The 23,417-nt window shown below is 35.4% G+C and carries 19 protein-coding genes and 2 pseudogenes; 17 read left to right on the top strand and 4 right to left on the bottom strand.

The annotated features are described in order from the left end of the window. Positions 1 to 171 precede the first annotated feature (171 nt). From F580_RS0105465 to F580_RS0105450, 4 genes are all read right to left on the bottom strand, one after another. Positions 172 to 1,503, bottom strand: coding sequence for an O-antigen ligase family protein (locus F580_RS0105465; protein ID WP_019026688.1), 1,332 nt, complete (start codon positions 1,501 to 1,503; stop codon positions 172 to 174). Positions 1,504 to 1,664: 161 nt separating this feature from the next. Next, positions 1,665 to 2,177 (bottom strand): hypothetical protein, encoded by a 513-nt coding sequence (locus F580_RS25415; protein WP_019026687.1) that lies wholly within the window; start codon positions 2,175 to 2,177, stop codon positions 1,665 to 1,667. A 34-nt stretch (positions 2,178 to 2,211) separates the two neighbouring features. Further along, positions 2,212 to 4,251, bottom strand: a complete 2,040-nt coding sequence (locus F580_RS0105455) for a bifunctional diguanylate cyclase/phosphodiesterase (RefSeq protein WP_019026686.1) — start codon at positions 4,249 to 4,251, stop codon at positions 2,212 to 2,214. A gap of 258 nt (positions 4,252 to 4,509) precedes the next feature. Then, on the bottom strand, positions 4,510 to 5,184 hold the full coding sequence (locus F580_RS0105450) for a transglutaminase-like cysteine peptidase (RefSeq protein WP_019026685.1): 675 nt from the start codon (positions 5,182 to 5,184) through the stop codon (positions 4,510 to 4,512). 449 nt (positions 5,185 to 5,633) lie between these two features. Between F580_RS0105450 and galU the strand changes: the two genes are divergently transcribed. From galU to F580_RS0105370, 17 genes and pseudogenes are all read left to right on the top strand, one after another. Further along, positions 5,634 to 6,530: a UTP--glucose-1-phosphate uridylyltransferase GalU gene (gene galU, locus F580_RS0105445; protein ID WP_019026684.1), complete on the top strand. Its 897-nt coding sequence runs from the start codon at positions 5,634 to 5,636 to the stop codon at positions 6,528 to 6,530. 357 nt (positions 6,531 to 6,887) lie between these two features. Then, positions 6,888 to 8,054 carry a nucleotide sugar dehydrogenase gene (locus F580_RS0105440; protein WP_026301266.1) on the top strand — a complete coding sequence of 389 codons (1,167 nt, stop codon included), beginning with the start codon at positions 6,888 to 6,890 and terminating at the stop codon, positions 8,052 to 8,054. A 154-nt stretch (positions 8,055 to 8,208) separates the two neighbouring features. Next, positions 8,209 to 9,300, top strand: coding sequence for a dTDP-glucose 4,6-dehydratase (gene rfbB / locus F580_RS0105435; RefSeq protein WP_019026682.1), 1,092 nt, complete (start codon positions 8,209 to 8,211; stop codon positions 9,298 to 9,300). Then, entirely contained in the window at positions 9,300 to 10,205 is a 906-nt protein-coding gene (rfbA, locus tag F580_RS0105430; RefSeq protein WP_019026681.1) for a glucose-1-phosphate thymidylyltransferase RfbA, read from the top strand. Before rfbB ends, rfbA begins: the two co-directional genes overlap by 1 nt. Positions 10,206 to 10,207: 2 nt before the next feature. Beyond that, the gene (locus F580_RS0105425) at positions 10,208 to 11,269 is read left to right on the top strand and encodes a TDP-N-acetylfucosamine:lipid II N-acetylfucosaminyltransferase family protein (protein ID WP_019026680.1); all 1,062 of its coding nucleotides are present in this window, start codon (positions 10,208 to 10,210) and stop codon (positions 11,267 to 11,269) included. 37 nt (positions 11,270 to 11,306) lie between these two features. After that, the gene (gene phbB / locus F580_RS0105420; protein ID WP_019026679.1) at positions 11,307 to 12,032 is read left to right on the top strand and encodes an acetoacetyl-CoA reductase; all 726 of its coding nucleotides are present in this window, start codon (positions 11,307 to 11,309) and stop codon (positions 12,030 to 12,032) included. A gap of 9 nt (positions 12,033 to 12,041) precedes the next feature. Next, on the top strand, positions 12,042 to 12,614 hold the full coding sequence (locus F580_RS0105415) for an acyltransferase (protein WP_019026678.1): 573 nt from the start codon (positions 12,042 to 12,044) through the stop codon (positions 12,612 to 12,614). Continuing rightward, positions 12,601 to 13,731: a dTDP-4-amino-4,6-dideoxygalactose transaminase gene (gene rffA, locus F580_RS0105410; RefSeq protein ID WP_019026677.1), complete on the top strand. Its 1,131-nt coding sequence runs from the start codon at positions 12,601 to 12,603 to the stop codon at positions 13,729 to 13,731. Before F580_RS0105415 ends, rffA begins: the two co-directional genes overlap by 14 nt. Before the next feature lies 1 nt (position 13,732). Further along, positions 13,733 to 15,172, top strand: a complete 1,440-nt coding sequence (locus F580_RS0105405) for an MOP flippase family protein (protein WP_019026676.1) — start codon at positions 13,733 to 13,735, stop codon at positions 15,170 to 15,172. Between the two features lie 77 nt (positions 15,173 to 15,249). Beyond that, positions 15,250 to 15,897: pseudogene (locus tag F580_RS25890) on the top strand (transposase); the annotation flags it as partial. A gap of 202 nt (positions 15,898 to 16,099) precedes the next feature. Further along, positions 16,100 to 16,279 (top strand): annotated as a pseudogene (locus tag F580_RS0105400) (UDP-glucose 6-dehydrogenase); the annotation flags it as partial. After that, positions 16,280 to 17,413 carry a glycosyltransferase gene (locus F580_RS0105395; protein ID WP_019026674.1) on the top strand — a complete coding sequence of 378 codons (1,134 nt, stop codon included), beginning with the start codon at positions 16,280 to 16,282 and terminating at the stop codon, positions 17,411 to 17,413. It abuts the pseudogene before it with no gap. Between the two features lie 209 nt (positions 17,414 to 17,622). Further along, entirely contained in the window at positions 17,623 to 18,711 is a 1,089-nt protein-coding gene (locus F580_RS0105390; RefSeq protein WP_019026673.1) for a glycosyltransferase, read from the top strand. Further along, positions 18,708 to 19,646: a glycosyltransferase gene (locus F580_RS0105385; RefSeq protein ID WP_019026672.1), complete on the top strand. Its 939-nt coding sequence runs from the start codon at positions 18,708 to 18,710 to the stop codon at positions 19,644 to 19,646. The genes F580_RS0105390 and F580_RS0105385 overlap by 4 nt, the downstream gene beginning before the upstream one ends. Position 19,647: 1 nt before the next feature. Next, positions 19,648 to 20,877, top strand: coding sequence for a hypothetical protein (locus F580_RS0105380; protein ID WP_019026671.1), 1,230 nt, complete (start codon positions 19,648 to 19,650; stop codon positions 20,875 to 20,877). A gap of 68 nt (positions 20,878 to 20,945) precedes the next feature. Beyond that, positions 20,946 to 22,037, top strand: a complete 1,092-nt coding sequence (locus tag F580_RS0105375) for an acyltransferase family protein (RefSeq protein WP_019026670.1) — start codon at positions 20,946 to 20,948, stop codon at positions 22,035 to 22,037. Positions 22,038 to 22,258: 221 nt separating this feature from the next. Beyond that, positions 22,259 to 23,302 carry an acyltransferase family protein gene (locus F580_RS0105370; protein WP_019026669.1) on the top strand — a complete coding sequence of 348 codons (1,044 nt, stop codon included), beginning with the start codon at positions 22,259 to 22,261 and terminating at the stop codon, positions 23,300 to 23,302. Positions 23,303 to 23,417: the final 115 nt, after the last annotated feature.

Below are 23,417 nucleotides of genomic sequence, written 5' to 3'. Positions count from 1 at the left end.
GTAGGCGGGATTTTAATCGCGCAGGGGATGGGTATTTGTATTCGTAGGCGGGATTTTAATCGCGCAGGGGATGGGTATTTGTATTCGTAGGTGAGATTTTAGCCGCGAACAATACGAACACCGCCGAACACCCCGTCGGGCATCAAACCCTGTTCGGGCGTAAACACCCTCCTACATACGCTTTGACTCTCTTTTTAAGTTTGCAGCGATTATACTCATCGACAATATACTGATAAAAAGCAAGGCTATAGCGGGTGACTGTAATGAGAAATCTACCGTTGCATGTAATAACATATGAATAATAGCCGCTGCACAGCCAAACGAGACACCTTGGTACAGGGCTGTTTTACGTTTCACTATCGTCTTCAAGGAAATAAACAGGCAATACAATACCATCGCGCCTAATAAAAACGTTATCGGTAACCCCAGTTCAACCGCAAATTGAATATAATCATTATGGGCATGATCATAAAAGCCAGAGTAGGCTTGCGCTTGGTATTGAGAAAAGCTTGAATAGAAACTTCCTCCCCCCGTCCCAAAGACCGGATATTCTAATATCATCGGTATCGAATCACGTACCACTTCATCTCTGGTTTCAGACGCTAAACTGGTTTCCATCAATCGCTGCTTTACTTTTTCCACACCAAAAATAGCACCCACTAATATCAGGTCGACAATAAAGAAGCTCAAGATCAAATGACGTAAGTACTTAGGCTTACGGTTATAAAAGAAAAAAGAGAAAACACTGATCGCCGCTAAAGCCAAGAAAAATGCCGAGTTACCCATGCGAGAACGCGTTAAAATTAAGGCAATGATCATAATAATCAAACTTAATCGGATCAGCACCTTAGTACTTAAAATTATCGAGGCAATATCACGGATTTTATGTCGAACTCGATGGCTGGAGCCTGTTAAAGACAGCTGGCTGATCAACACGCCAATACCAATAGACAAACATAACGCTAAGTAATTTGCTAATTGGTTCTTATAAATAAAGCTGCCTACCGCTTCTTTTGTATAAGGAATATAAAAAATAGGGGAGACCATACCGATATTAAGATTTAACCAAGTGGCATATAAAGCCTGAAATAAACCAGATATCAGTAGAGTTAGGGCAAATTTATAAAGCAGTGTTTTAGTATTGACATAATAAAAGACTAACCACGCAAATTGAGTAAACGCCAGTGTCTTTAACAACATGATATGAGTCAACGACGGGTCAAATGAAAGCGTTGAGAATGAGCGGCCTAACAGCGTACCTAAGCCAGGAGTCATTTGAACGACTAACCATAATACCGTTATGCTTAATGGCGCAAGAATCGCAACAGAGTAACTAGGAGCAAGAAAGCGTTGTTTATTTTTGAGGGTAAAGAATAAATGGCCTAAAAATAGTGCAAAGATAAAAAACTCAAGGCTAGAGCTGGCCCAAATTCTATTGGCACCTAAAGGGATAGGAGCATAAATAATCAGTGCGCATAGGCTATAAAAGAAGAACTTATTCAATGGAACCTTATTACTTGCAGAATCATTAGTGGTTAATGGTCATTGCTTGATAGTTGTAGAAGAGGAAGGTTTAATAAGCCGTTAATACTAAAAAAGATCCCGTAGGATCTTTTATATAGTAGGTAATAGTACAGTATGAATTTGTACCGTAACCAAGCTACTTATGTGTTTGGTGAAATAGGGACTACGCTGCCACCGCCGTTGGCTGGAGGCGTAGGAGCTAGCCTAGGAGCTGGAGCAGCAACTGGCGTAGCAGCTGGGCCAGCAGCTGTCGCTTGAGAAGCTAATGTAGCATCAACACCAGTAGCAATCGCTATACCTGTTACGGTATCGGCATCTACACCCGCCTCGGTTGCAGCAGTTAATATACCAGCAACAAGCGGTGAGTCTATACCAACAGCCGCTATTGCTGTTGCAACAAGCGTTTCCGCTTCTTCGCTGTCTGCGCCAACAACAGCAATTGCCGCGGCAACTAATGATTCAGCTAATGCTGGGTTAGCAGCAATTGCTGCGGTTAATGTTGCGTTAAGGTCACATCCACTAGGTGAACATACTGTTGCTACAGCGTTATCAATAATTGTTTGTGCTGCTGGATCAATATCCACAGCGTAAACAGGCATTATTGTGGCGCCTAAAGAGGCAATAATTGCCGCAGCTAAAGTATATTTGTTCATAGTGTCGCTCCATATTTTCAATCTGTAATTGTCGCTATGATAGCTTAATAGGTGAATAAATACACCCTCTCTCTGTATCTTTTCTCTGCAATGGCAAGGTTTTTTGGATGTAATTTCCTTGAAGTCCATCGCAATGCGCCTCTAGCAATAATAGCTTAGTTGCAGAGCTATCGACATGACTGGTTAATATTTTAACGCCTAAGCCATGACCAATGAGGGTAACTGCTTGAATAAAGTGTTTATTCTCAAGGTTCAGCTCAAGTTCATGGATATAAGCGCCATCAATTTTTAAATAATCTACATCTAAGCCTTTAAGGTATTTAAAAGAAGTAAAACTTGAGCCAAAGCGGTCTATACATACCTCTATGCCTAACGATTTTACTGACTGGATAAAGTCAATACTTGAATCTATACCGGCAAGAATTGCCTCTTCATTAATCTCAAACACCAAGCGTGGCAGCTTAGTTTTATGTTGTTTAATAAAAGAGACCAGCCAATGTCTAAATTCACTACTATGCAATGACTGATGGGTTAGGTTAATCGCTACTTTACACTCTAAAGATAGTGTGGTTAACGTGGCTAATTTATTTAACACCAGTTTATCTAATTCTTGAGATTTTTTGGTACGTTCAGCCATCGCATATAACTGGTTGTTGGCAACCACTTCATCATTGTTTAAAAACTGACTAAACAACTCATAATATAAAACGTCTTCACTCTCTGTTGAATCACTATCTGTTGAATCATCAGTCCTTGAAATTACCGGTTGAAAGGTAAACTCAATATGTTTTGATTGCACCAATTCATCAATAATGTTCGACCATTGATGCAAACCGTGCGCTGTTTGAGCAGTGATATTGGACTTATCGTTATAAACTTGCCCTAGCGAGGTTGCTGAATTTTCTTGTGTTAACAAGGTATCTAATTTTGCTAATAAATCGCTCAGCGCTTCGCTGCTATTATAAGTAATGGCAACTAACTTACCAAAACCCTCTTCATAATACTGTGAATTCAACACAGAGAACTCATTGTTAATATGCTGACAAAATTTTATAACATCTTCACCGACACTGTTAATGGTAAAAAAGAAGCTACCACCATTAACGCGATAAACTTTAGCACCGCTAAAAGAGTTTAATTGCTCGGTAAGCAATTGGGCTGCTTGGCGGACATAATCATCACCGGCTTTATAGCCAAGTTCTGTATTAATACTTTGTAGAGAATGTAATTGCACTAACCCCAAGGTGGTAAAGTCGTCAGGCTGAATTTCATTATTAGCGGCTTTAAACTGCCCTTGAAAAGCGCGACGATTACCTAATTGAGTTAAATCATCGATATATAATTCGTTAGTAAGCTTGTTCGCTTGAGTGCTGACCAGATCAAATGAGGCTTGTATATTACTCACCATAGTATTCATGGCATTAATAACGGTTTTAAGCTCACGAGTCTTCGGGATTTTACTAATAAAAGTGAAGCTTTTACGACTAACTGCTATGGCTTGCGCCTCTACTTGCGCTAACGGGTTTAAAACCGATCGTAATATATAGTGAGCGGCGAAGCACGAAATGAGAGCAATCAGTAAAGAGGATAAAAAATTATTAATGGCACGTTGCCATAGTTTTATATAGGAAAGACCCACATGGCTTTGAAAACTTAACGTGCCGCCAAGGTTCCAGCCATTATTCACTTCGCTTGACATGATTGGCGGGGTTAATTCAAAAATTTTAATAAACCATGAGGGCACGCCATCAATAACCTTATTATTTTCACGAGACATGATAATTTTATCATCCACGTCGGTTAGCGTGACCTTTTGGTAATAACCAGAGTCAAAAATGGCGACAATCATAGTTTCTGCAATCATCAAGTTTTCTTCATCCATATAGGGTGAAATTGATAAGCCGACACTGGTCGCTGCATCTTGGGCGTGACTTTTCATTTGATCATTTAAATAAGATCGAGTCGCCTCGACACTGACCCAAGAGGCACCCAAAAAATTAACTAAGGCGATACCGATGACTAAGCTATAAAGTAGAGTTCTTAAACTTATGCCAGTTTTAATTGCAACACTCATAGTTATTATTTCCCAAAAAATTATTATATTGTTACGTGCCAAGGTAGATTAAACAGTAAGTCGTCATTCCCGAGGTGTTTTGTCGGGAATCCAGCTTATCATTCCGTCATTCCCGAGGTGTATTGTCGGGAATCCAGCTTATAAGGCAATGGTTCTTCGACAAGTAACCTCGAAGATGACGCTTACAATGAGATCCTGAATAAACTGCATAAGCATGTATTGTTATATTACTTTTAAATTGTTTAAGCTATTTTATGCTTAGTTAACCGTAGCTAAGGTATGCATTTCTTCATCTTCAATACGCTGTACTAAGTTATTCCAAGCGGAAACACCTTTACTATTTTCTACCTTACGACCTAAGCCTCTAGCTTTGGCCATCCATAATCCCTGCGCATTAAAGCTGTAAATAGGCTTTAAGTCACGCCTTTTACTGGCGGGTAATACTTTCGGATTGAAATTATCTAAAACTAAGGGCACGTCTTTTGGATTTTCAAAATAAATCAATACCATATGCGGTTGGTTTACCGTTAGCTGGCGCACATACATTAAGCGTAATTTATTTGGGTCGACACCTAAAGAGGTCAAAGTAAAATACTTGGCAATAGCATAATCTTCACAATCACCTTTACCCCGGCCAATGGTTTCAACAGGGGAAGCCCAGTAATCTTTCTTGCCCCATAAGTTAATATCATCTTGGTAAGTAATGATTTGATTAAAAAAGTGATTCACTTTATTAATTTTTGACCAATCACTATCAGACTGGTTATCAACCATCACATCATGCCACTTTTGTGCACGGCGCTTTGCCGAATCACCGTAAGTAGCGGTGAGCTTTTGATAAAATGAATCTGAGAAAAAGTCATCCAATTGACTAGAAGAAGGGCAGGCAACGATGATTAACAATAACCATAAAAGGGTGTAAACGTTTTTCATAACACTCCTTATTATTGTTAGTACATGAATGCGAGGTAAGTGTGTGATTTAAGTGTAACCTAGGTATTGCAAGGTATTAGATAATTTTAATTGTTGTAAATCAACCAAAATATACAATATTGTAGGAGGGCGCTTTAGCCCCGAACAGTTTGTCGAAGGGTTGTTTACGCCCGATTTTTTTGTAGGAGGGTGCTTTAGCCCCGAACCAACCCGAACCAATTGTAGGAGGGTGTTTATGCCCGATTTTTTTGTAGGAGGGTGCTTTAGCCCCGAACCAACCCGAACCAAAATGAAAGCGGGCATAACACTTTGTTGCAAATAGTGTAGCTGCTCTATATAATCATTTGTCGTATAATCGTATGGATGCGCTGTAGTAAATGGATGTTTATTTAAGTTCAAATAAAAACCTCTTCTCAGCCTGTATTTCGTTTCCCAAAGCAGGATTTTAAATGAAAGTTAAAAAAGCCGTTTTACCCGTTGCCGGTTTAGGCACACGCATGTTACCCGCAACCAAAGCCATCCCTAAAGAAATGTTGCCCTTAGTAGATAAACCACTGATTCAATATGTGGTGAATGAAGCGGTAGCCGCTGGCATTAAAGAAATTGTTTTAGTAACCCATTCTTCTAAAAACTCTATTGAAAATCATTTTGATACTAGCTTTGAGCTGGAAGCAACACTAGAAAAGCGCGTTAAACGTAGCTTGTTAGAAGAGGTACGTTCAATTGTACCGAAAGGTGTCACTATTATTTCAGTTCGCCAACCGAAAGCCTTAGGTTTAGGTCATGCAATTTTAACGGCTAGACCCATTATAGGTGATGAACCATTTGCGGTATTACTGCCTGATGTAATTATTGACCAATATTTATCTGACCATAAAACAGATAACTTAGCCGAAATGATTAAGCGATTTGACGAAAATGGGCAAAGCCAAATAATGGTTGAACCCGTACCAGAAGATAAAGTGAACTTATACGGTGTGGTTGATTTAGATGGCGTTAAAATTAATGCTGGCGAAAGCGCGCTAATAACCAATATGGTAGAAAAGCCACCGATTGATGAAGCGCCAAGCAACTTAGCGATTACTGGTAGATACGTACTTTCTGCAAAAATTTGGGACTTACTTGAATTTACTCCACCAGGAGCTGGTGATGAAATTCAATTAACCGATGCCTTACACCAACTACGTTTGTTAGAGCCGTTAGAGGCTTACCAAATTAAAGGCAAATCACACGATTGTGGTTCTAAAGTAGGCTATCTTATGGCCAACGTAGAATACACCTTAAAATGTGGCAAAATTGGTGAAGATTTCAAAAAAGAACTACATGACTTTTTAGAGATAAAATAATTCAACCGAACATTGTAGGCCCCTCTCTCTTGTAGGAGTGGGCTTGTAGGAGGGTGCTTTAGCCCCGAACAAAGGTTTCAGGCCCGAACAATATGATTAATCTCGAACAAATGCTTTACCCCCGAACAATTCAAACGAACACATCATTGTTTTTGAATTTCATTCGCGGCTAAAGCCAGCTCCTACAGATAAACACCGCAATATCGGTTCCTGTAGAATGCCGTTTGTGGAAGGCATTTGTGGATGGGTATTGTAGGAGGGTGCTTTAGCCCCGAACAAATCGGTTTATCCCGAATATTGTTCTCTGAACAACTGAACAACCGAACAACCAAACAGTTATATAAAAGGTTTACCAAAATGAAAGTTACAATCGCAGGAACAGGTTACGTAGGTTTATCAAACGCAGTTTTGCTTGCGCAACACAATGAAGTTGTAGCCTTTGATATTTTACAAGACAAGGTAAACCTAATAAACGATAAAAAATCACCTTTTTCAGATGTTGAAGTTGAAGAGTTTCTAGCAAATAAAGAGCTCAACCTAACAGCTACAACAGACAAACACGTGGCTTATGCCAATGCTGACTATGTAATTATTGCAACACCAACCGATTACGATGAAGTAAACAATAAATTTAATACCTCATCGGTTGAAGCCGTTATAAAAGATGTTATGGCAATAAACCCTACCGCGGTAATGATAATTAAATCTACCGTACCAGTAGGCTTTACCAAGCGTATTAAACAAAAACTGTGTTGCAGCAATATCATATTTTCTCCTGAGTTTTTACGTGAAGGTAAAGCGCTTTACGATAACCTTCATCCATCAAGAATCATTGTGGGTGAAAAATCAGAGCGAGCCCAAAAATTTGCTAATTTATTAGCTCAAGGTGCTATCAAGCAAGATATTGAAATCCTTCTAACTGATTCAACAGAAGCTGAAGCGGTAAAACTATTCTCAAATACCTACTTAGCAATGCGTGTTTCATACTTTAATGAGTTAGATACTTACGCTGAAACCCATGGTTTAGATACAAAACAAATAATCGAAGGTGTAGGGTTAGACCCTAGAATAGGTAATCATTATAATAACCCTTCATTTGGCTATGGTGGTTATTGCTTACCAAAAGATACCAAGCAACTACGTGCCAATTTTGAAGATGTGCCAAATACCCTGATCAGTTCAATTGTTGAATCTAACATAGTACGTAAAGACCATATTGCCTTTTCTATCATTAATAAGCAGCCAAAAGTGGTTGGTATATACAGACTCATTATGAAAACAGGTTCGGATAACTTTAGAGCTTCAGCGATACAAGGCATCATGAAACGTATTAAGGCGAAAGGCATTGAGGTTGTTGTTTATGAGCCTGAGTTAACTGAAAATACATTCTTTAACTCTAAAGTGATTTCTGACTTTGAAGAATTTAAAAGCATGTCAGATGTGATTGTCTCAAACCGAATGGAAGCGGTGCTAGAAGATGTGACTGATAAAGTGTATACACGTGATTTGTTTGGAAGTGATTAGCTAATATACCTTGTTTAATTGGTTGAAATTTTACTCAACATAATAGCCAAATAAATGCAGTGTATATAAAAATAAAAATTAATATAAGTAAACTACTTAGGGGAGTTCCTAGCTTAGAGAAGGGATTCACTCTCATGAAAAAGGCTTTAATTACATGAAAATTTTAATTACTGGTGGCGCTGGGTTCATTGGTTCAGCAGTTATTCGACATATTATCTCTAATACAGCTGATTCAGTTGTTAATGTTGATAAGTTAACTTATGCAGGTAATTTAGAATCATTATCTGATATCGAAAAAAATGACCGTTACTCATTCGAACAAGTTGATATTTGTAATCGAGTCGAACTAGATCGTATTTTTACAACCCATCAACCTGATGTAGTTATGCATTTGGCTGCGGAGTCACATGTTGACCGTTCTATAGATGGCCCTGCGGAATTTATAGAAACCAATATTGTCGGCACTTATACTTTATTAGAAGCTACCCGTGAGTACTGGAATAAGTTAGAGCAGACTAAAAAGTCAGCATTTCGCTTTCATCATATTTCGACTGATGAGGTTTATGGTGATTTAAAAGGTCCGGAAGACTTATTCACAGAAACAACTCCTTATGCGCCTAGCTCCCCCTATTCTGCTTCAAAAGCATCAAGTGATCACTTGGTTCGCGCATGGCAACGTACTTATGGGCTGCCAACACTGATTACTAACTGTTCAAATAACTATGGGCCTTATCATTTCCCAGAGAAATTGATCCCATTGGTTATCTTAAATGCTTTAGAAGGTAAACCATTACCTGTATACGGTAACGGTATGCAAGTTCGTGATTGGCTATATGTAGAAGATCATGCCCGTGCATTATATAAAGTGGTTAGCGATGGTGTTGTGGGTGAAACCTATAATATTGGTGGCCATAATGAAAAAGCGAATATTGAAGTCGTTAAGACTATTTGTACGTTATTAGAAGAGTTAGTGCCAAATAAACCAGATGGCATTGAATCTTATCAATCACTAATAACTTATGTTAAAGACCGACCTGGCCACGATATTCGTTATGCTATTGATGCAAGTAAAATAGAGAAAGAACTTGATTGGACACCGACTGAAACATTTGAAAGTGGGCTTCGTAATACGGTTATTTGGTATTTGAATAACAAACAGTGGTGGTCTCGAGTGTTAGATGGTTCTTATTCACGAGAACGCTTAGGTGAACAGAAAGAAGATCATTTTAATAAAGGAGATATTTAATGAAAGTTAACGAACAGGCATCAGTTCCTAACACGAAGGGAATTATACTTGCAGGTGGCTCTGGTACTCGTTTATATCCCATCACTAAGGGCATCTCAAAGCAATTGTTGCCGGTGTACGATAAGCCTATGATCTATTACCCCTTATCAGTATTAATGTTGGCGGGTATCCGTGAGGTATTAATTATTACCACACCAGAAGATCAGGCCGGCTTTATCCGCTTATTAGGTGACGGTAGTCAATTCGGCATAGAATTAACCTACAAAGTTCAACCCAGCCCAGATGGTTTAGCGCAAGCATTTATCATAGGTGAGGAGTTTATTGGTGATGATAATGTTTGTTTAGTGCTGGGTGATAATATCTTTTTTGGTCAAGCGTTCACGCCAAAACTATTAAAGGTAGTAAAGGAAAATAAAGGTGCTACCGTATTCGGTTATCAGGTCAAAGATCCTGAACGTTTTGGCGTGGTGGAGTTTGATGAAGATTACAAGGCTATCTCTATTGAAGAGAAACCTACAATTGCCAAATCTGATTTTGCTGTCACTGGCTTATATTTTTACGATAACCATGTGATTGAAATTGCTAAAAATATTAAACCGTCAGAACGGGGTGAGTTAGAAATTACCTGCGTTAATAACGAATACTTAAAACGTGGAGGTTTAAATGTTGAATTATTGGGTCGTGGTTTTGCATGGCTAGATACAGGTACTTATGATAGCTTGATGGATGCTGGACAATATGTGCAAATTATCGAAAAACGACAAGGTTTTAAAATTGCATGCCTTGAAGAGATAGCCTTTAGTCAAGGTTGGTTATCTGCAGAGGAGATAAAAGCAATAGCCAAACCATTGATGAAGAACTCATATGGTAAATATTTAATGCAACTCGTGCCGCTAGAGAAATAAAAATGAAGTATAGAGTTGTACACATTGTAAGTAATGAAAAGTTTATTAAGCCCTTTATTGAGTTGGTAAATGACAAATTTAATGCATCAGAGCATTTATTTTTAAATATTTCTAATGCAAATTGCAATAAATACCCTTTACCAGAAAGGGACAATGTTATTGAATTTAGGTTAGATTTGAACACCTATAAAAATTTTTTTTCGTTATGGAAGGAAGTTAATCATTATTTGAAACATGCAGATAAAGTAATTGTTCATGGGGCTTTTAGCGGAAGCTTTAATAAATATTTATATTTTAACCCGCTCATTTTAGCTAAAGCATACTGGGTACTTTGGGGAGGGGACTTGTACCAACCTTTAATCAGGCCAGCTAAGACATTGAAGCAAAAAATAAGTAATATTTTCGACTGGAAAGTAAAAGGTAATTTTGCCGGTTATATAACTTACATACCTGGTGATTATGAATTGGCTAAAAAATTATATGGTGCAAAAGGGGGGTATCACGAATGTCTCATGTACCCAAGCAACTTACATAAAGAGTTTAAGTTACCAGAAACACCAAAGCATAGGTTAACTTTTTTAGTTGGAAACTCAGCCGACCCATCAAATAACCACGAAGAGATTTTCGACAAGCTGAATACGCTAGAAGATCAAAATTTTGATATAATTTGCCCATTATCATACGGAGATGAAGTCCACGCAGAAAAAATTAAACAGCTTGGCCAGACGATGTTTGAGAGCCGTTTTACTGCACTAGTGGATTTTATGGAATTTGATGAATACTTAAAAATTCTGGCTAGAGTCGATGTTGGTGTTTTTGCTCATAAGCGGCAGCAAGCAATGGGTAATACTATTACCCTTTTAGGTTTGGGTAAAACCGTTTATATGAGGAATGATGTTACCCCATTTACCTTATTTAAAGAGTTAGAAATCAATGTATTAGATATTAAATATTTAGACCTAAATGTGTTAGATAATGAAACCATTAATAGGAATAAAGAAAATATACAAAATTACTTTTCTGAACAAAAAATCATAAAGCAATTAAGCGAACTTTTTAAATAGCATTAAATTTCGCTATATATACAGAGTAAATAAAATAATGAAAATTTTAGTTACCGGAGCTAGTCGTGGGATTGGATTGGCCATTTGCAAAGAATTACATAATCAAGGCCATCAAATTATTGGACTTTGTAGAAATATTAATGAGAAAGTTTTAGATGTTTGGCATCGAGACGTTAGCTGTAATTCTGAGCTGTATTCCGTTGATATTTCGAATGAAAGGGAGGTTCAGCAGTTTATTGAAAAGGTCTTAGAACCAAAAGGCTATCCAGATGCATTAATTAATAATGCAGGAATCACTAATGATTCTTTTTTCCATAAAATGGAATGGAAGCAATGGAGTGATGTAATTGACATCAATTTAAAGTCGTTATTTTTAATTACTCAACCAATTTATAAACAGATGATAAAAAATAAATTTGGACGGATTATTAATATCTCATCAATTAATGGACAAAAAGGCCAAGCGGGACAAACTAATTATAGTGCAGCAAAAGCTGGTGTTCATGGGTTTACTATGGCACTTGCACAAGAGGGGGCTCGTTCAAATATAACCGTTAATACGTTATCTCCTGGTTATACTGAAACAGATATGATTAAACACATTAACCCTGAACTATTAAACACAATACGAAACTCAATCCCCGTTAAAAGGTTTGCTTTACCCGAAGAAATAGCGAAAGCCGTTAATTTCTTGGTGAATGAAAGCTCTGGGTATATTACAGGAGCTAATGTTCCTGTGAATGGTGGTTTGTTTATAAATTAAGGGAAAAACATGGCATATTTATCTGCAGAGGAATTAACCAAACTTGGTTTTTTGTACCTAGGAAAAAATGTAAAAATTAGTGATAAAGCGAGTATCTATAATTGTGAACAAATATCGATTGGTAATAATACCAGAATAGATGATTTTTGTATTTTGTCTGGCAAACTAACATTAGGAAGTAATATACATTTAGCTCCATTTGTGTTACTCGCGGGAGGGGATGAAGGAATTATAATGGATGATTTTTCAGGTTGTGCTTATCATGTACAAATATTCAGCCAATCTGATGATTATAGCGGTAAAACTATGACTAATCCGACTATACCTGTTGAGTATAAAAATGAATTCAAAAAAGCTGTCTCTATAGGTAAGCATGCAATTATTGGTGCAAGTTCGATTATATTTCCAGGCGTTTCTTTAGCTGAAGGGTGTTCAGTAGGTGCTTTAACTCTGGTTAATAAAAGCACAAAGCCTTGGGGTATTTATCTCGGCAATCCGGCAAAAAGAATTAAGGATCGATGTAATGATCTTTTAAAACTTGAACAACAATTTTTAAAAGCGAGTAGTGATGATTTTATTTAATAAACCACCATATACTGGTAATGAAGAAAAGCATGTCCTTAGTGCAATGCGAAGTGATAAAATTTCAGGTGATGGTAAATATACCCAGCTATGCCATCAGTGGTTTAATGAAAAACTCGGCTGTGTAAAATCTTTATTAACACCTAATTGTACTCAAGCCCTAGAGATGGCAGCTATTTTAATTGACATTCAACCTGGCGATGAAGTAATTATGCCGAGTTATACTTTTGTAAGTACGGCTAATGCATTCGTCCTTAGAGGTGCCAAAATAGTCTTTGTAGATATTCGACCTGATACGATGAATATAGATGAAAATCTTATTGAACAAGCAATAACAAGTAAAACTAAAGCGATTGTTCCTGTTCATTATGCCGGTGTCGCATGTGAAATGGATACTATTATGGATATCGCCACACGTCATGATTTATATGTAATAGAAGATGCCGCGCAAGGCATGATGTCAACTTATAAAGGAAAACCGTTAGGGACAATAGGGCACTTTGGAACATTAAGTTTTCACGAGACTAAGAACTATACCAGTGGTGGTGAAGGCGGTTTATTAATTATAAATGATGAAAGATTTGTAAAACGAGCAGAAATCATTCGCGAGAAAGGTACTAATCGTAGCCAATTCTTTAGAGGTATGGTTGATAAATATTCATGGGTTGATTTAGGTAGTAGTTATTTGCCTTCTGATATCCAAGCAGCTTACCTATATGGTCAATTAGAAAAAGCAGAGCAGATGAATAATGAACGTTTAGCGTCATGGTCTCACTATCAAGATAAACTACAAAACTTGGCTGACAATGAAAAAATTGAATTGCCACACATACCTTCTGATTGCTCTCATAATGCGCATATGTTCTATATTAAATTAAAAGGCATCAATGAAAGAACGAAATTGATAGAACATTTAAAACTGAATGATATTATGGCTGTTTTTCATTACATCCCTCTCCACTCTGCGATTGCAGGAGAAAATTTTGGAAGGTTTGATGGAAGTGATAGGTATACAACAATAGAGAGTGAAAAACTGCTTAGATTACCAATGTATTTTGGCTTAAGTATAATAGATATAGAAAGAGTGGTTAATGTTATAACGGACTTTTATTCTTAATATGAGTTTAAAACAAAAAGCCTTAAATGGTGTTAAGTGGACTAGTTTTTCATCTATATCTATCGCCATTTTACAGTTAGCGCAAGTGTCAATACTCGCTCGGTATCTTGCCCCAAGTGATTTTGGCTTAATGGCTATTGTTACTGTGGTCATTGGCTTTAGTGCATTGTTTATGGATATGGGGATATCAAGCGCAATAATCCACAAACAAGATATATCCCATAAACAATTGTCTAGTTTATATTGGCTGAATATTTTTGCTGGGACTGTATTGTTTTTTATTGTGTATTTTTCTGCTTCGATGATTTCGCAGTATTACAATGAAATACAAATAATTCCTTTAATCCAATTATTGGCTCTCACTTTTTTTATTTCTGCAATTGGTAATCAATACCGTATTTTAAACCAAAAAAAACTACTCTTTAATCGATTGGCAAAAGTCGAAATTATCGCAGCTTTAATATCTTTTGTTGTAGCTGTGCTTTGTGCAATCAATGATTATGGTGTGTATTCGTTGGTGTATGCAACACTTGTAAATGTCAGCATATCTAACTTGATTTTCATGTTGCAAGGTCTAAGAGAACACAAACCAAGTTTAATTTATAAGCATAGTGAGATCAAAAGCTTAATTAGTTTTGGTCTATTTCAAATGGGAGAGAGAAGTATTAATTACTTTAACTCACAGTTTGATGTCATTTTGATTGGTAAATTATTAGGCACCGAAGCATTAGGTATTTATAGTATAGCTAAGACTTTAGTTATGAAGCCAGCTGAAATAATTAATCCCATTATAACGAAAGTCACATTTCCTATCATGTCCACAGTACAAAATGATACGAAGCAACTTAAGAATATTTACCTCAAAACTATAAATTATTTGTGCTCGGTAAATTTTCCTATATATATAGCAATGGCTATTTTAGCAGAGCCGTTAGTCATAGTTTTATTTGGTGATAAATGGTCTGAAGCCATTTTAATTATGCAAATATTGTCTTTTTATTTTATGTTCCGTTCGATAGGTAACCCAGTTGGTTCATTACAGTTAGCGAAAGGCCGGGCTGATTTGGGCTTTTATTGGAATTTAGGTCTGTTTTCATTCATTCCCTTGGTGATTTATCTAGGCAGTTTTTACGGATTAGTTGGTGTAGCAACTTCATTACTGAGTTTACAGGTATTCTTAAACTTTCCAAATTGGTATTTTATGGTGAAGCCATTGTGTGGGGCTGGGTTTAAGGAGTATTTTAATGAGATAATCACCCCTCTAAGCATCGCGATCCTTGCTTCTATCCCTGGTTTTCTTGTCTATTATTTTGTTCTAATTGAGAGTGTTTATATCAGTTCAATGTTTTTTTTGTTTTTGGCTTTAGCTATTTATCTATATCTAACGAGTAAATTAAATAAAAGTTTATGGTTTATGGTTTTGAGTACCTTAAAAAGGTAGCAGTTTAGCTTCAATTTTAACTATAAAACCTGAAAACATGTAACACAATAGAGGTAAAGCGTAACTAAGATATAACCCATAAAAAGCCAACGAGTTATAGCGCTAATAATTAAAAAAAGGTGTGGCGTTGGGATGTCAGCTATATGCCGTCAACCGTGATAGTTAACATTATTACCTGTAAATGATAGAATATATCTACAGCCAGGAAGTAATTGGTTGGGAAGTACATCACCACGAAACAGGTGAACAAGCGGCAGAGTTGCTTGAGCGCAGTTTATAGTCAGTGAAGTGCTTGAAAAAAAACTTAGTGTTTCATTCCGATAATGGCGCACCAGTGGGTAGTTTGACAATGCGAGCCAAAATGTATGATTTAGGTGTTGTTACCTCACGTAGCCGCCCAAGGGTAAGCAATGATAATTCGTATTTAGAACCGTAAAGTACCAACCACGTTGCCCTTCTGATGGACTTACATCATTAGATGAAGAACGACAATGGGTAAAAGAGTTTGTTTACTGGTACGATATTGAACATCGCCATATCAGGATCAAGTTTGTAACACCAAATCAAGGCTATGAAGGCCTTGATATTGAAATATTAGCGAAACGAAAAGAGTTGTATCAACAAAAAAGAAATGAGCATCCTGTGCGATGGCCAAAAAGTGAAAGAAACTGGCAGCCAATAGGTGCTGGGAGTTAAATCCACAGCAACATAAAGAATCGCCTTAACAACTTAGGCGACAACTGTCTTGAAAAGCACCTGCATTAACTATCAAGAAATAGTTAGTTGGCTCAGTGGATTGTATTTATATATATAAAAGCGTACATCTAACGATGTATTCGTTATTATATTATTTTCATGCAGAGAGTGTTTTTGTCGTTGGTTGTTGTTGTTGTTGTTGTTGTTGTTGTTGTTGTTGTTGTTGTTGTTGTTGTTGTTGTTGCTTATGAGCCTGAGTTAACAGAAGATACATTCTTTAACTCTAAGGTACTTAGCGACTTTGAAGAATTTAAAAAAATGACAGACGTAATTGTATCGAACCGTATGGAAATCGCGTTAGAAGACGTGGTTGATCAGGTTTATACACGTGATCTTTTTGGGAGTGTTTAAATGAGAGTGGCAGTTGTACATGATTGGCTTACTGATATGGGGGGAGCTGAAAAAGTTCTTAAATCGATACTTAACATTTACCAGGGTGCTGATGTTTTTTCGTTAGTTTGTGGAATGACAGAGGAACAACTTGCCTCTTTGGGTATACATAAGCAAGTTAAAACATCATTTATTCAGCGCTTACCTTTTGGGGTGAAAAAATATAGATCATACTTACCTCTTATGCCTTTAGCTATCCAACAGCTCGATTTAAGCTCATATGATTTAATCATATCGAGTAGTTACTGTGTCGCAAAAGGTGTACTGACAGGGCCTGACCAAGTTCATGTTTGCTATTGCCACTCTCCAGTTCGCTATGCATGGGACTTACAAGGTCAATATCTAAAAGAGAGCGGTATAGAGTCAGGGCTGAAATCGGTCTTAGCACGTTATTTGTTAAATAAAATTAGAGATTTTGATGTTCGCTCATCTTTTGCTGTAGATCACTTTATTGCAAACTCATCATTTATTCAACGAAGAATAGAAAAGTTTTATCGAAGAGAGTCTGAAATAATATTTCCTCCTGTAGATACAAATTCATTTACCTTATGTGAAGAAAAAGAAGATTATTACATTACCTGTTCGAGGCTTGTTCCTTATAAAAAAGTTGACCTAATTGTAAATGCTTTTAAAGCAATGCCTTCAAAAATGTTGATAGTGGTTGGAGAAGGTCCTGATTATAATAAAATTAACGAAAGTTTACCTGGAAATGTCACATTATTAGGTTACGTAGAATACGACGAGTTAATTACAAGAATACAAAAAGCTAAAGCATTTGTTTATGCCGCGGAAGAAGATTTTGGCATAGTCCCTGTAGAAGCCCAGGCCTGTGGAACACCAGTTATTGGGTATGGCAAGGGAGGGTTAGTTGATACCGTCATTGACGGTACAACAGGTATACATTTTTATTCACAAAGCGTAGAGGCAATAATTGACGCTGTTAATGTATTCGAAACTAAAGTTACGCTAGCTTCAGCTGCAGATATTTCGTTACATGCAAAACAGTTTGGCACAGTGCATTTTGAGCAAAAGTTAAAAAGTTATATTGACGATAAGCAAACTAAATATGCAGAAGGTATTAAAGGGGGGAAATAGTGATAAATATGCTCCCCATTATGAATTATAAGTTAACTTAAATTAAACAGCTTATTTTCATTTTCTGTACACCTTATATGGGCTGCTTTATTAGGGGCATAAAATGACTATATGCGAATAGAAGTAGGTGATGTGCCTACTTCTTTGTAAAACTATAGTGCTTTAAATACGAGGACGGCTTTGAGCCTTACACTCATCTTAAGTACTTCATGCAAAACTTTATTGAAGTGGAAAAAGAAATGAATCTAGTAACAGTTAACTCCAATAAATCAACAACTATTGGTGGCGTGGAAGGATTGATTCGATCTTTACAAACTATTAATAAAAAGGCTGAATTGGTAGAGCTTTATCACTCAATTGGAACAAAAGAAGCGTTTTATGAGAATGGGAATGTCAAATATATTAATTTTTCGGTAACTGATTCATCTTTATCTTTGGTTAATAAAGTTAGAACTAAACTAAATCAACGCAAAATAATTGGTAACTTGTGCTCATCCGATTCAGATATAATCATTATATTTCATCCTAATGATCTGCTATATATACCTAAAAAAACATTAAAGTGTTCAAAGATTATCATGGTTCAGACCAATAAATTTGATAAATATTTTGAACCATTCTCTAAGTTGGTGATGTTTCTTGTGGGACAGTATATTGACTATGTGACTGTTTATACTATCTATGATCTAGAGCATTTGATCTCGATTTACCCTCGCTTGACTAGGCTAATAAAAGTTATCCCCCGGGGGTGTCGAATAGATACGGCGGCTTCAGTTAGAAACTGTAGTAAAAAATTAGTAACTATTGCTAGGATCGATGAAGATCAAAAAAATTTTTCAGAAATGATTCGCGTATTTAATTTACTACCGGAAGGCTACTCGCTTGATATTTATGGTGGGGGTTCAGAATTTGAAATTAACTGTCTAAAAAGCAAGGTTGAAAAAGTGGATGGTGTTCAGTTTAAGGGAGTCATATCTGATGTGGCACCTATATTGCGGGAATATTCTACGTTTTTAATGACGTCACGCTACGAAGGTTTCGGACAAACACTAATTGAAGCAAGAAGCCAAGGCCTACCTATCGTTGCTTACGAAACTTTTGTTGCATTGAAGTGGATTGTTGAAGATGGAAAAAATGGATTTATCATTGAAAGTGATAACACACAAATGTTTGCAGATAAAATAGAAGATATTTGCAAAGATAATTCGAGATATTTAGCAATGTCGGATTTTGCGTTGGTAAAATCTAATGAAACTAATATGAATCATATTATAAAATTGTGGGACGAAATATTATGATTAAATACTCAATCGTAGTACCTGTTTACAATACGCATAAAGAAGTAAAAAATATAATTGGTTGGTTTGAGTCCACCTGCAAGAATCGCAATGATATAGAATTAATCATTATTGATGATGGTTCTGCATGTAAATTGGTTTTGTCTGAAATACAGCATTTAACTTATGTCTACAAACAAAACGGAGGTGTATCCAGCGCACGAAATGCTGGGATTAAACTAGCTGTTGGTGACTACATTCTGTTTTTAGATTCGGATGATGCTTATACGGAAGATATATTTGATGTACTAGATGCTAAATTACAAACAGATATTGATTTGCTTGTTTTTTCATATTCTCGTGTTTATCCTGACTTTGTTAAAACTGTAATTAACCAAGTTGGTCTTTATACCCAGGAAGACTTTATAAAGGCTTATTGTATTAAAGAAATTAAATTACATATTGCCTCATGTGTCTATAAAAGGGTGTCTCTTCAAAGTAATAAAATCCATTTCGATGAGGATGTTAGTTACAGTGAAGACGTATTATTCAGCATCAACTTCATGTTTACGGCAAAGAAAATCCAAGTAATTGATGATGAATTGTTTTTTTATAATATGCGTGAGGGTTCAGCTATTAACTCACCATTTGGCCCTAAAACTGTATCTAATTTTATCGCATTACGAGAAATTAAGTGTAAACGAGAATGTTTTGATGATAAATATATCAATTATTTTGTAAATTCTTGTTATGCAAATTTATTAATTAACCTCTATCGGCAGAAGACTACTGAAACGTCAGTTACTGACGCTTTTCTTGCATTTAAATCAAATGTTACAGGACCCTGTGTTATTCGTTTATCTACAATTGGTATAGCGGTAATAGGTATTCGATTATTGACTAAGTTACCGAGCGGAATATGGAAGTTTGCAATTAAAAAATGGTTGTTAGTTTAGTATGAAATCACAAAAATTAATGTTTTTTTTATTGTGTTTTTTGATCCCCTTTGAGAGTACAAAACTAGCAGCTATTGGAGGGGTGTTTACCGCTCCGGCAGGAATGATAGTCATTCCATTTTTTTTAATAATCGGTTTTTTAAATTTAAATAAAATAAACAATTTAGAAAGGAGGGGGGTTGTTATATTTAGTGTGTTTCTTTTATATTCATTAATAATGTCTTTATTTTTTATAACTGATTATGAACCTTCTTTTATTTTAGATCGCGGTTCTAGGTTTATTCTAATAATAATTCCAACGATTATTGTTTTTTTTATATGCGCTAGACAGGATTTAGAGACATTAAGTAAAGGTATTTGGATTATTTCATCAGTCTGTTTATTTTCACTTTTTTTGAGCTTAATGTTTCCAAGTACGGTTAATAATACTTCTTTTATACAAATATCAAATGCACTTTCTCCAGATCGTTTAAGGGGCTTTACGTTTGAAGCAAGTACATTTGGATTTCAAATCGTTATTTCTTTAATGTTATTTTCTATTGTAAATAAAACTAGTAAGCCACTTTATATTATAGCGATAACTTTCATTGCATTCATTTCAACCTCAAAAGGAACATTATTGTGCTTTATTTTAAGTGTTTGTATTTATGCCATTTTGAGATCTCACTATTTATTAAAATATATCTTATTTTTGGTGATTCCATTTTTATTCATTATTACTTTTGACACATATGTTTTTCCGTTATTTGCAAGTGATATTGACAACACAACATCTATCGCGACTCGAGGAACTATGTTATTTACGTCGCTTATATCTCTATTTAACTACCCTTTAGGCACTGGTTTTTTTGGTTACCTGCCATCTATTTATGAAAATGGCTTGTTAGGAATTGAACAATTCCAAAATGTGTATCCGGAACACATTAATTTTGAAGAAGTATTACGTTATTTTATCTCCGGTGAAGTCAAAGGAGTATCTACTAAAACATTTTTCTTTGATTGGGTGATATTTGCTGGTTGGCCATTTATACTTTTATTTTTCTATATTAACATTAAATTATTAAATGTTTTTTTAAAAAATGATAACTACTCTGAAGTTATTTGTTTGATCTTTATGATAATTTCTTTGATGACTTATATGAGTCTAGACGCTAGGTTTTGTATCCCTTTTGCTTATGCTTTTTTATTTTTAAGATGTAAACAGTCTTTGATGCAAAATAAAAGCATTTAATATCTATAAATTTATTGAACGATAAAACTCTAACAACTAAAGCTTAGCAATTATCATAGGAGGGACTGTTGAAGAAAAGATTTGAAGCACTAGACGCATTTCGAGGGATTGCAGCAATAGCTGTTGTCTTATTTCATCTCCGTATAGCTGGGAGCATAACTGAGTTTAATTTTATTAGGGGAAGTCATCTCTTGGTTGAATTCTTCTTTGTGCTAAGTGGTTTCGTTTTAGCTCACGGTTATGGTGATAAAACAAAATTATATTTTCTAACTTTTATCAAAGCACGATTTTTCAGGATTTACCCGCTACACCTATTTATGTTTATTGTTATTGTATTATTAGAGTTTGGTAAATTATTTGTACATGAATATTACACTTTTAATTTCAATGATAGTCCGTTCAGTGGGAGGAATTCAATTAGTGAAATAGTACCAAACCTATTTTTAATCCAAGCTTGGATACCATTTGCAAATCATTTGAGTTTCAATTCAGCTTCTTGGAGTATTAGCATTGAATTTTATTTATATATATTACTGTTTATGTCTGTTGTCGTGTATACCCCTTCTAAAAGGTATATCTGGATACTTAGTTCATTAGTCGCCTTGTGCCTATTAATATATCAAAATGAAGTACTAGAAAAGGAGGTTCTATTGGGATTATCGTGTTTCTTTGGAGGGGCTTCTACCTATATCATATATAAGAAAATAGCGCATGTCAGACTTACTCATATGCTAGGAAGTTTACTGGAAGTCATTGTTATCATTGTTGTTATTATGATAGTGCAGTCGGAGTTTGAGCAAAGAACTGTTATTGCTATTATTGTGTTTTTTGTAATGGTGTTAATTTATTCTTTTGAGTCTGGGGTGATATCAAATATTTTGAAATTAAGGCCATTTCAGTTCGCAGGAAAATTATCTTACTCAATATATATGACGCATGGAGCAATCATATTTTGTTTTACTTCTTTGGTGATGATTATTCAAAAGATTTTTGGTTTAAACCTAGCACCTATGGTTAATGGTACTAGATATATGACGCTTGGTTGTGAATTTATCAATAATATGTTTGTATTTTTAATTCTTATAACCGTATGCTACACATCTCACATTACTTATAAATATGTAGAATTGAATGGTATAAAATTAGGGAAAAACTCCTGACCACCGTACATGTTGTACTTATATAAATTTTATTTTTCGCTTGAATAACTGAATTATTTATTTTGCCTCAGAAGTTGGTGAAGTGAGAAAAATTATTGTTGATTATAGTTGACACCAGCAAAAGGTCATGAGCATTCGAACAAAAACTTAAAAGTAGTTTACCTCTAGTGCTGCTTTGAGGATGTCTAGTACCATATGAAATTATATTATTGGAAGTAATAATGGAAAAAAGAACAGATTGGGTCGATTACGCTAAAGGTATTGGTATTATTTTAGTTGTTTATGGGCATGTGGCAAGAGGGCTATTTGATGCGGGTATAAATATTCCAGAATCATTCTACAGACTGAGTGATAGCATCATTTATAGCTTTCATATGCCGTTATTTTTTTTCTTATCGGGGATGTTTTTTTATTCATCGTTCAAAAATCGAGGACCAATTAAACTTATCAACAGTAAGATAGATACAATAGTCTACCCATACTTGTTGTGGTCAATTTTACAAGGAGGAATAGAAGTTGGCCTAAGTAATTTTACTAATGGGAGTAGCAATCTTTCTGAAGTATTCGGATTACTTTGGAATCCCAGGGCACAGTTTTGGTTCTTGTATGCATTATTCTCTTGTTTTATATTAAGCACCGCTATTTACATGTTTGTAAATGAAAAAATGACAAAATGGCTTTTAATTTTATTCATTTTTATATATTTAGACCCTCTCAACTTGATGTTTTTTAATAATACTATTTTTATAGTAAATGATATAAAGAATTATTTTTTATATTTTCTATTTGGAGTTCAATATCAATTGATTAATCAAAAGATATTACTTGATAGAGGGCTAAATGTTTTTATTTTAGGCCTTTTATTTATATGCTTACAGTATTTATTTCACATAACGTATGAGTTTAGCTATACAGATAAAGGATTATTTTTATTGTTTTTGTCTTTTATTTCTATCTTGTTTATTGTTTCTCTTTCGTCTTGGCTTTCCAGTAAATCAAGTAAAGCTATTAGCTATATAAGTTATCTTGGTTACGGCTCAATGGCTATTTATTTGATGCATATTTTAATTGGGAGTGGAGCACGTATTATTTTAATAAATATATTTAATATAGAATCGTTATGGATTCATCTAGCCATTGGTGTTTTCTCTGGAGTATGCATTCCATTAATTGTTTTATATATACTTAAAAAGTATAAAATTTTATACGTGCTTTCAGCACCTATTAGTCACTTCGCCTATATTTCTAGAAAAAAAAATGATTGAATCGATGTTTTTCGTGATTGAAGCTTCATAGCAGAAGTGCCACCTACAGGCTCATTTTCCCAAATTGAAACCATGTTATAAAACCGTTTTTTGTGGAATTATAGGCCCGGATTTT

The sequence above is a fragment of the Colwellia piezophila ATCC BAA-637 genome (assembly GCF_000378625.1).
Taxonomy (GTDB): Bacteria; Pseudomonadota; Gammaproteobacteria; order Enterobacterales; family Alteromonadaceae; genus Colwellia; species Colwellia piezophila.
This window is presented reverse-complemented; position numbering and strand designations above follow the sequence as displayed.

Coding starts and splice junctions, on each gene's coding strand:
- F580_RS25415 (WP_019026687.1), bottom strand. CDS start 2,177: ATGAACAAATATACTTTAGCTGCGGCAATTATTGCCTCTTTAGGCGCC.
- F580_RS0105455 (WP_019026686.1), bottom strand. CDS start 4,251: ATGAGTGTTGCAATTAAAACTGGCATAAGTTTAAGAACTCTACTTTAT.
- F580_RS0105450 (WP_019026685.1), bottom strand. CDS start 5,184: ATGAAAAACGTTTACACCCTTTTATGGTTATTGTTAATCATCGTTGCC.
- galU (WP_019026684.1), top strand. CDS start 5,634: ATGAAAGTTAAAAAAGCCGTTTTACCCGTTGCCGGTTTAGGCACACGC.
- F580_RS0105440 (WP_026301266.1), top strand. CDS start 6,888: ATGAAAGTTACAATCGCAGGAACAGGTTACGTAGGTTTATCAAACGCA.
- rfbB (WP_019026682.1), top strand. CDS start 8,209: ATGAAAATTTTAATTACTGGTGGCGCTGGGTTCATTGGTTCAGCAGTT.
- rfbA (WP_019026681.1), top strand. CDS start 9,300: ATGAAAGTTAACGAACAGGCATCAGTTCCTAACACGAAGGGAATTATA.
- F580_RS0105425 (WP_019026680.1), top strand. CDS start 10,208: ATGAAGTATAGAGTTGTACACATTGTAAGTAATGAAAAGTTTATTAAG.
- phbB (WP_019026679.1), top strand. CDS start 11,307: ATGAAAATTTTAGTTACCGGAGCTAGTCGTGGGATTGGATTGGCCATT.
- F580_RS0105415 (WP_019026678.1), top strand. CDS start 12,042: ATGGCATATTTATCTGCAGAGGAATTAACCAAACTTGGTTTTTTGTAC.
- rffA (WP_019026677.1), top strand. CDS start 12,601: ATGATTTTATTTAATAAACCACCATATACTGGTAATGAAGAAAAGCAT.
- F580_RS0105405 (WP_019026676.1), top strand. CDS start 13,733: ATGAGTTTAAAACAAAAAGCCTTAAATGGTGTTAAGTGGACTAGTTTT.
- F580_RS0105395 (WP_019026674.1), top strand. CDS start 16,280: ATGAGAGTGGCAGTTGTACATGATTGGCTTACTGATATGGGGGGAGCT.
- F580_RS0105390 (WP_019026673.1), top strand. CDS start 17,623: ATGCAAAACTTTATTGAAGTGGAAAAAGAAATGAATCTAGTAACAGTT.
- F580_RS0105385 (WP_019026672.1), top strand. CDS start 18,708: ATGATTAAATACTCAATCGTAGTACCTGTTTACAATACGCATAAAGAA.
- F580_RS0105380 (WP_019026671.1), top strand. CDS start 19,648: ATGAAATCACAAAAATTAATGTTTTTTTTATTGTGTTTTTTGATCCCC.
- F580_RS0105370 (WP_019026669.1), top strand. CDS start 22,259: ATGGAAAAAAGAACAGATTGGGTCGATTACGCTAAAGGTATTGGTATT.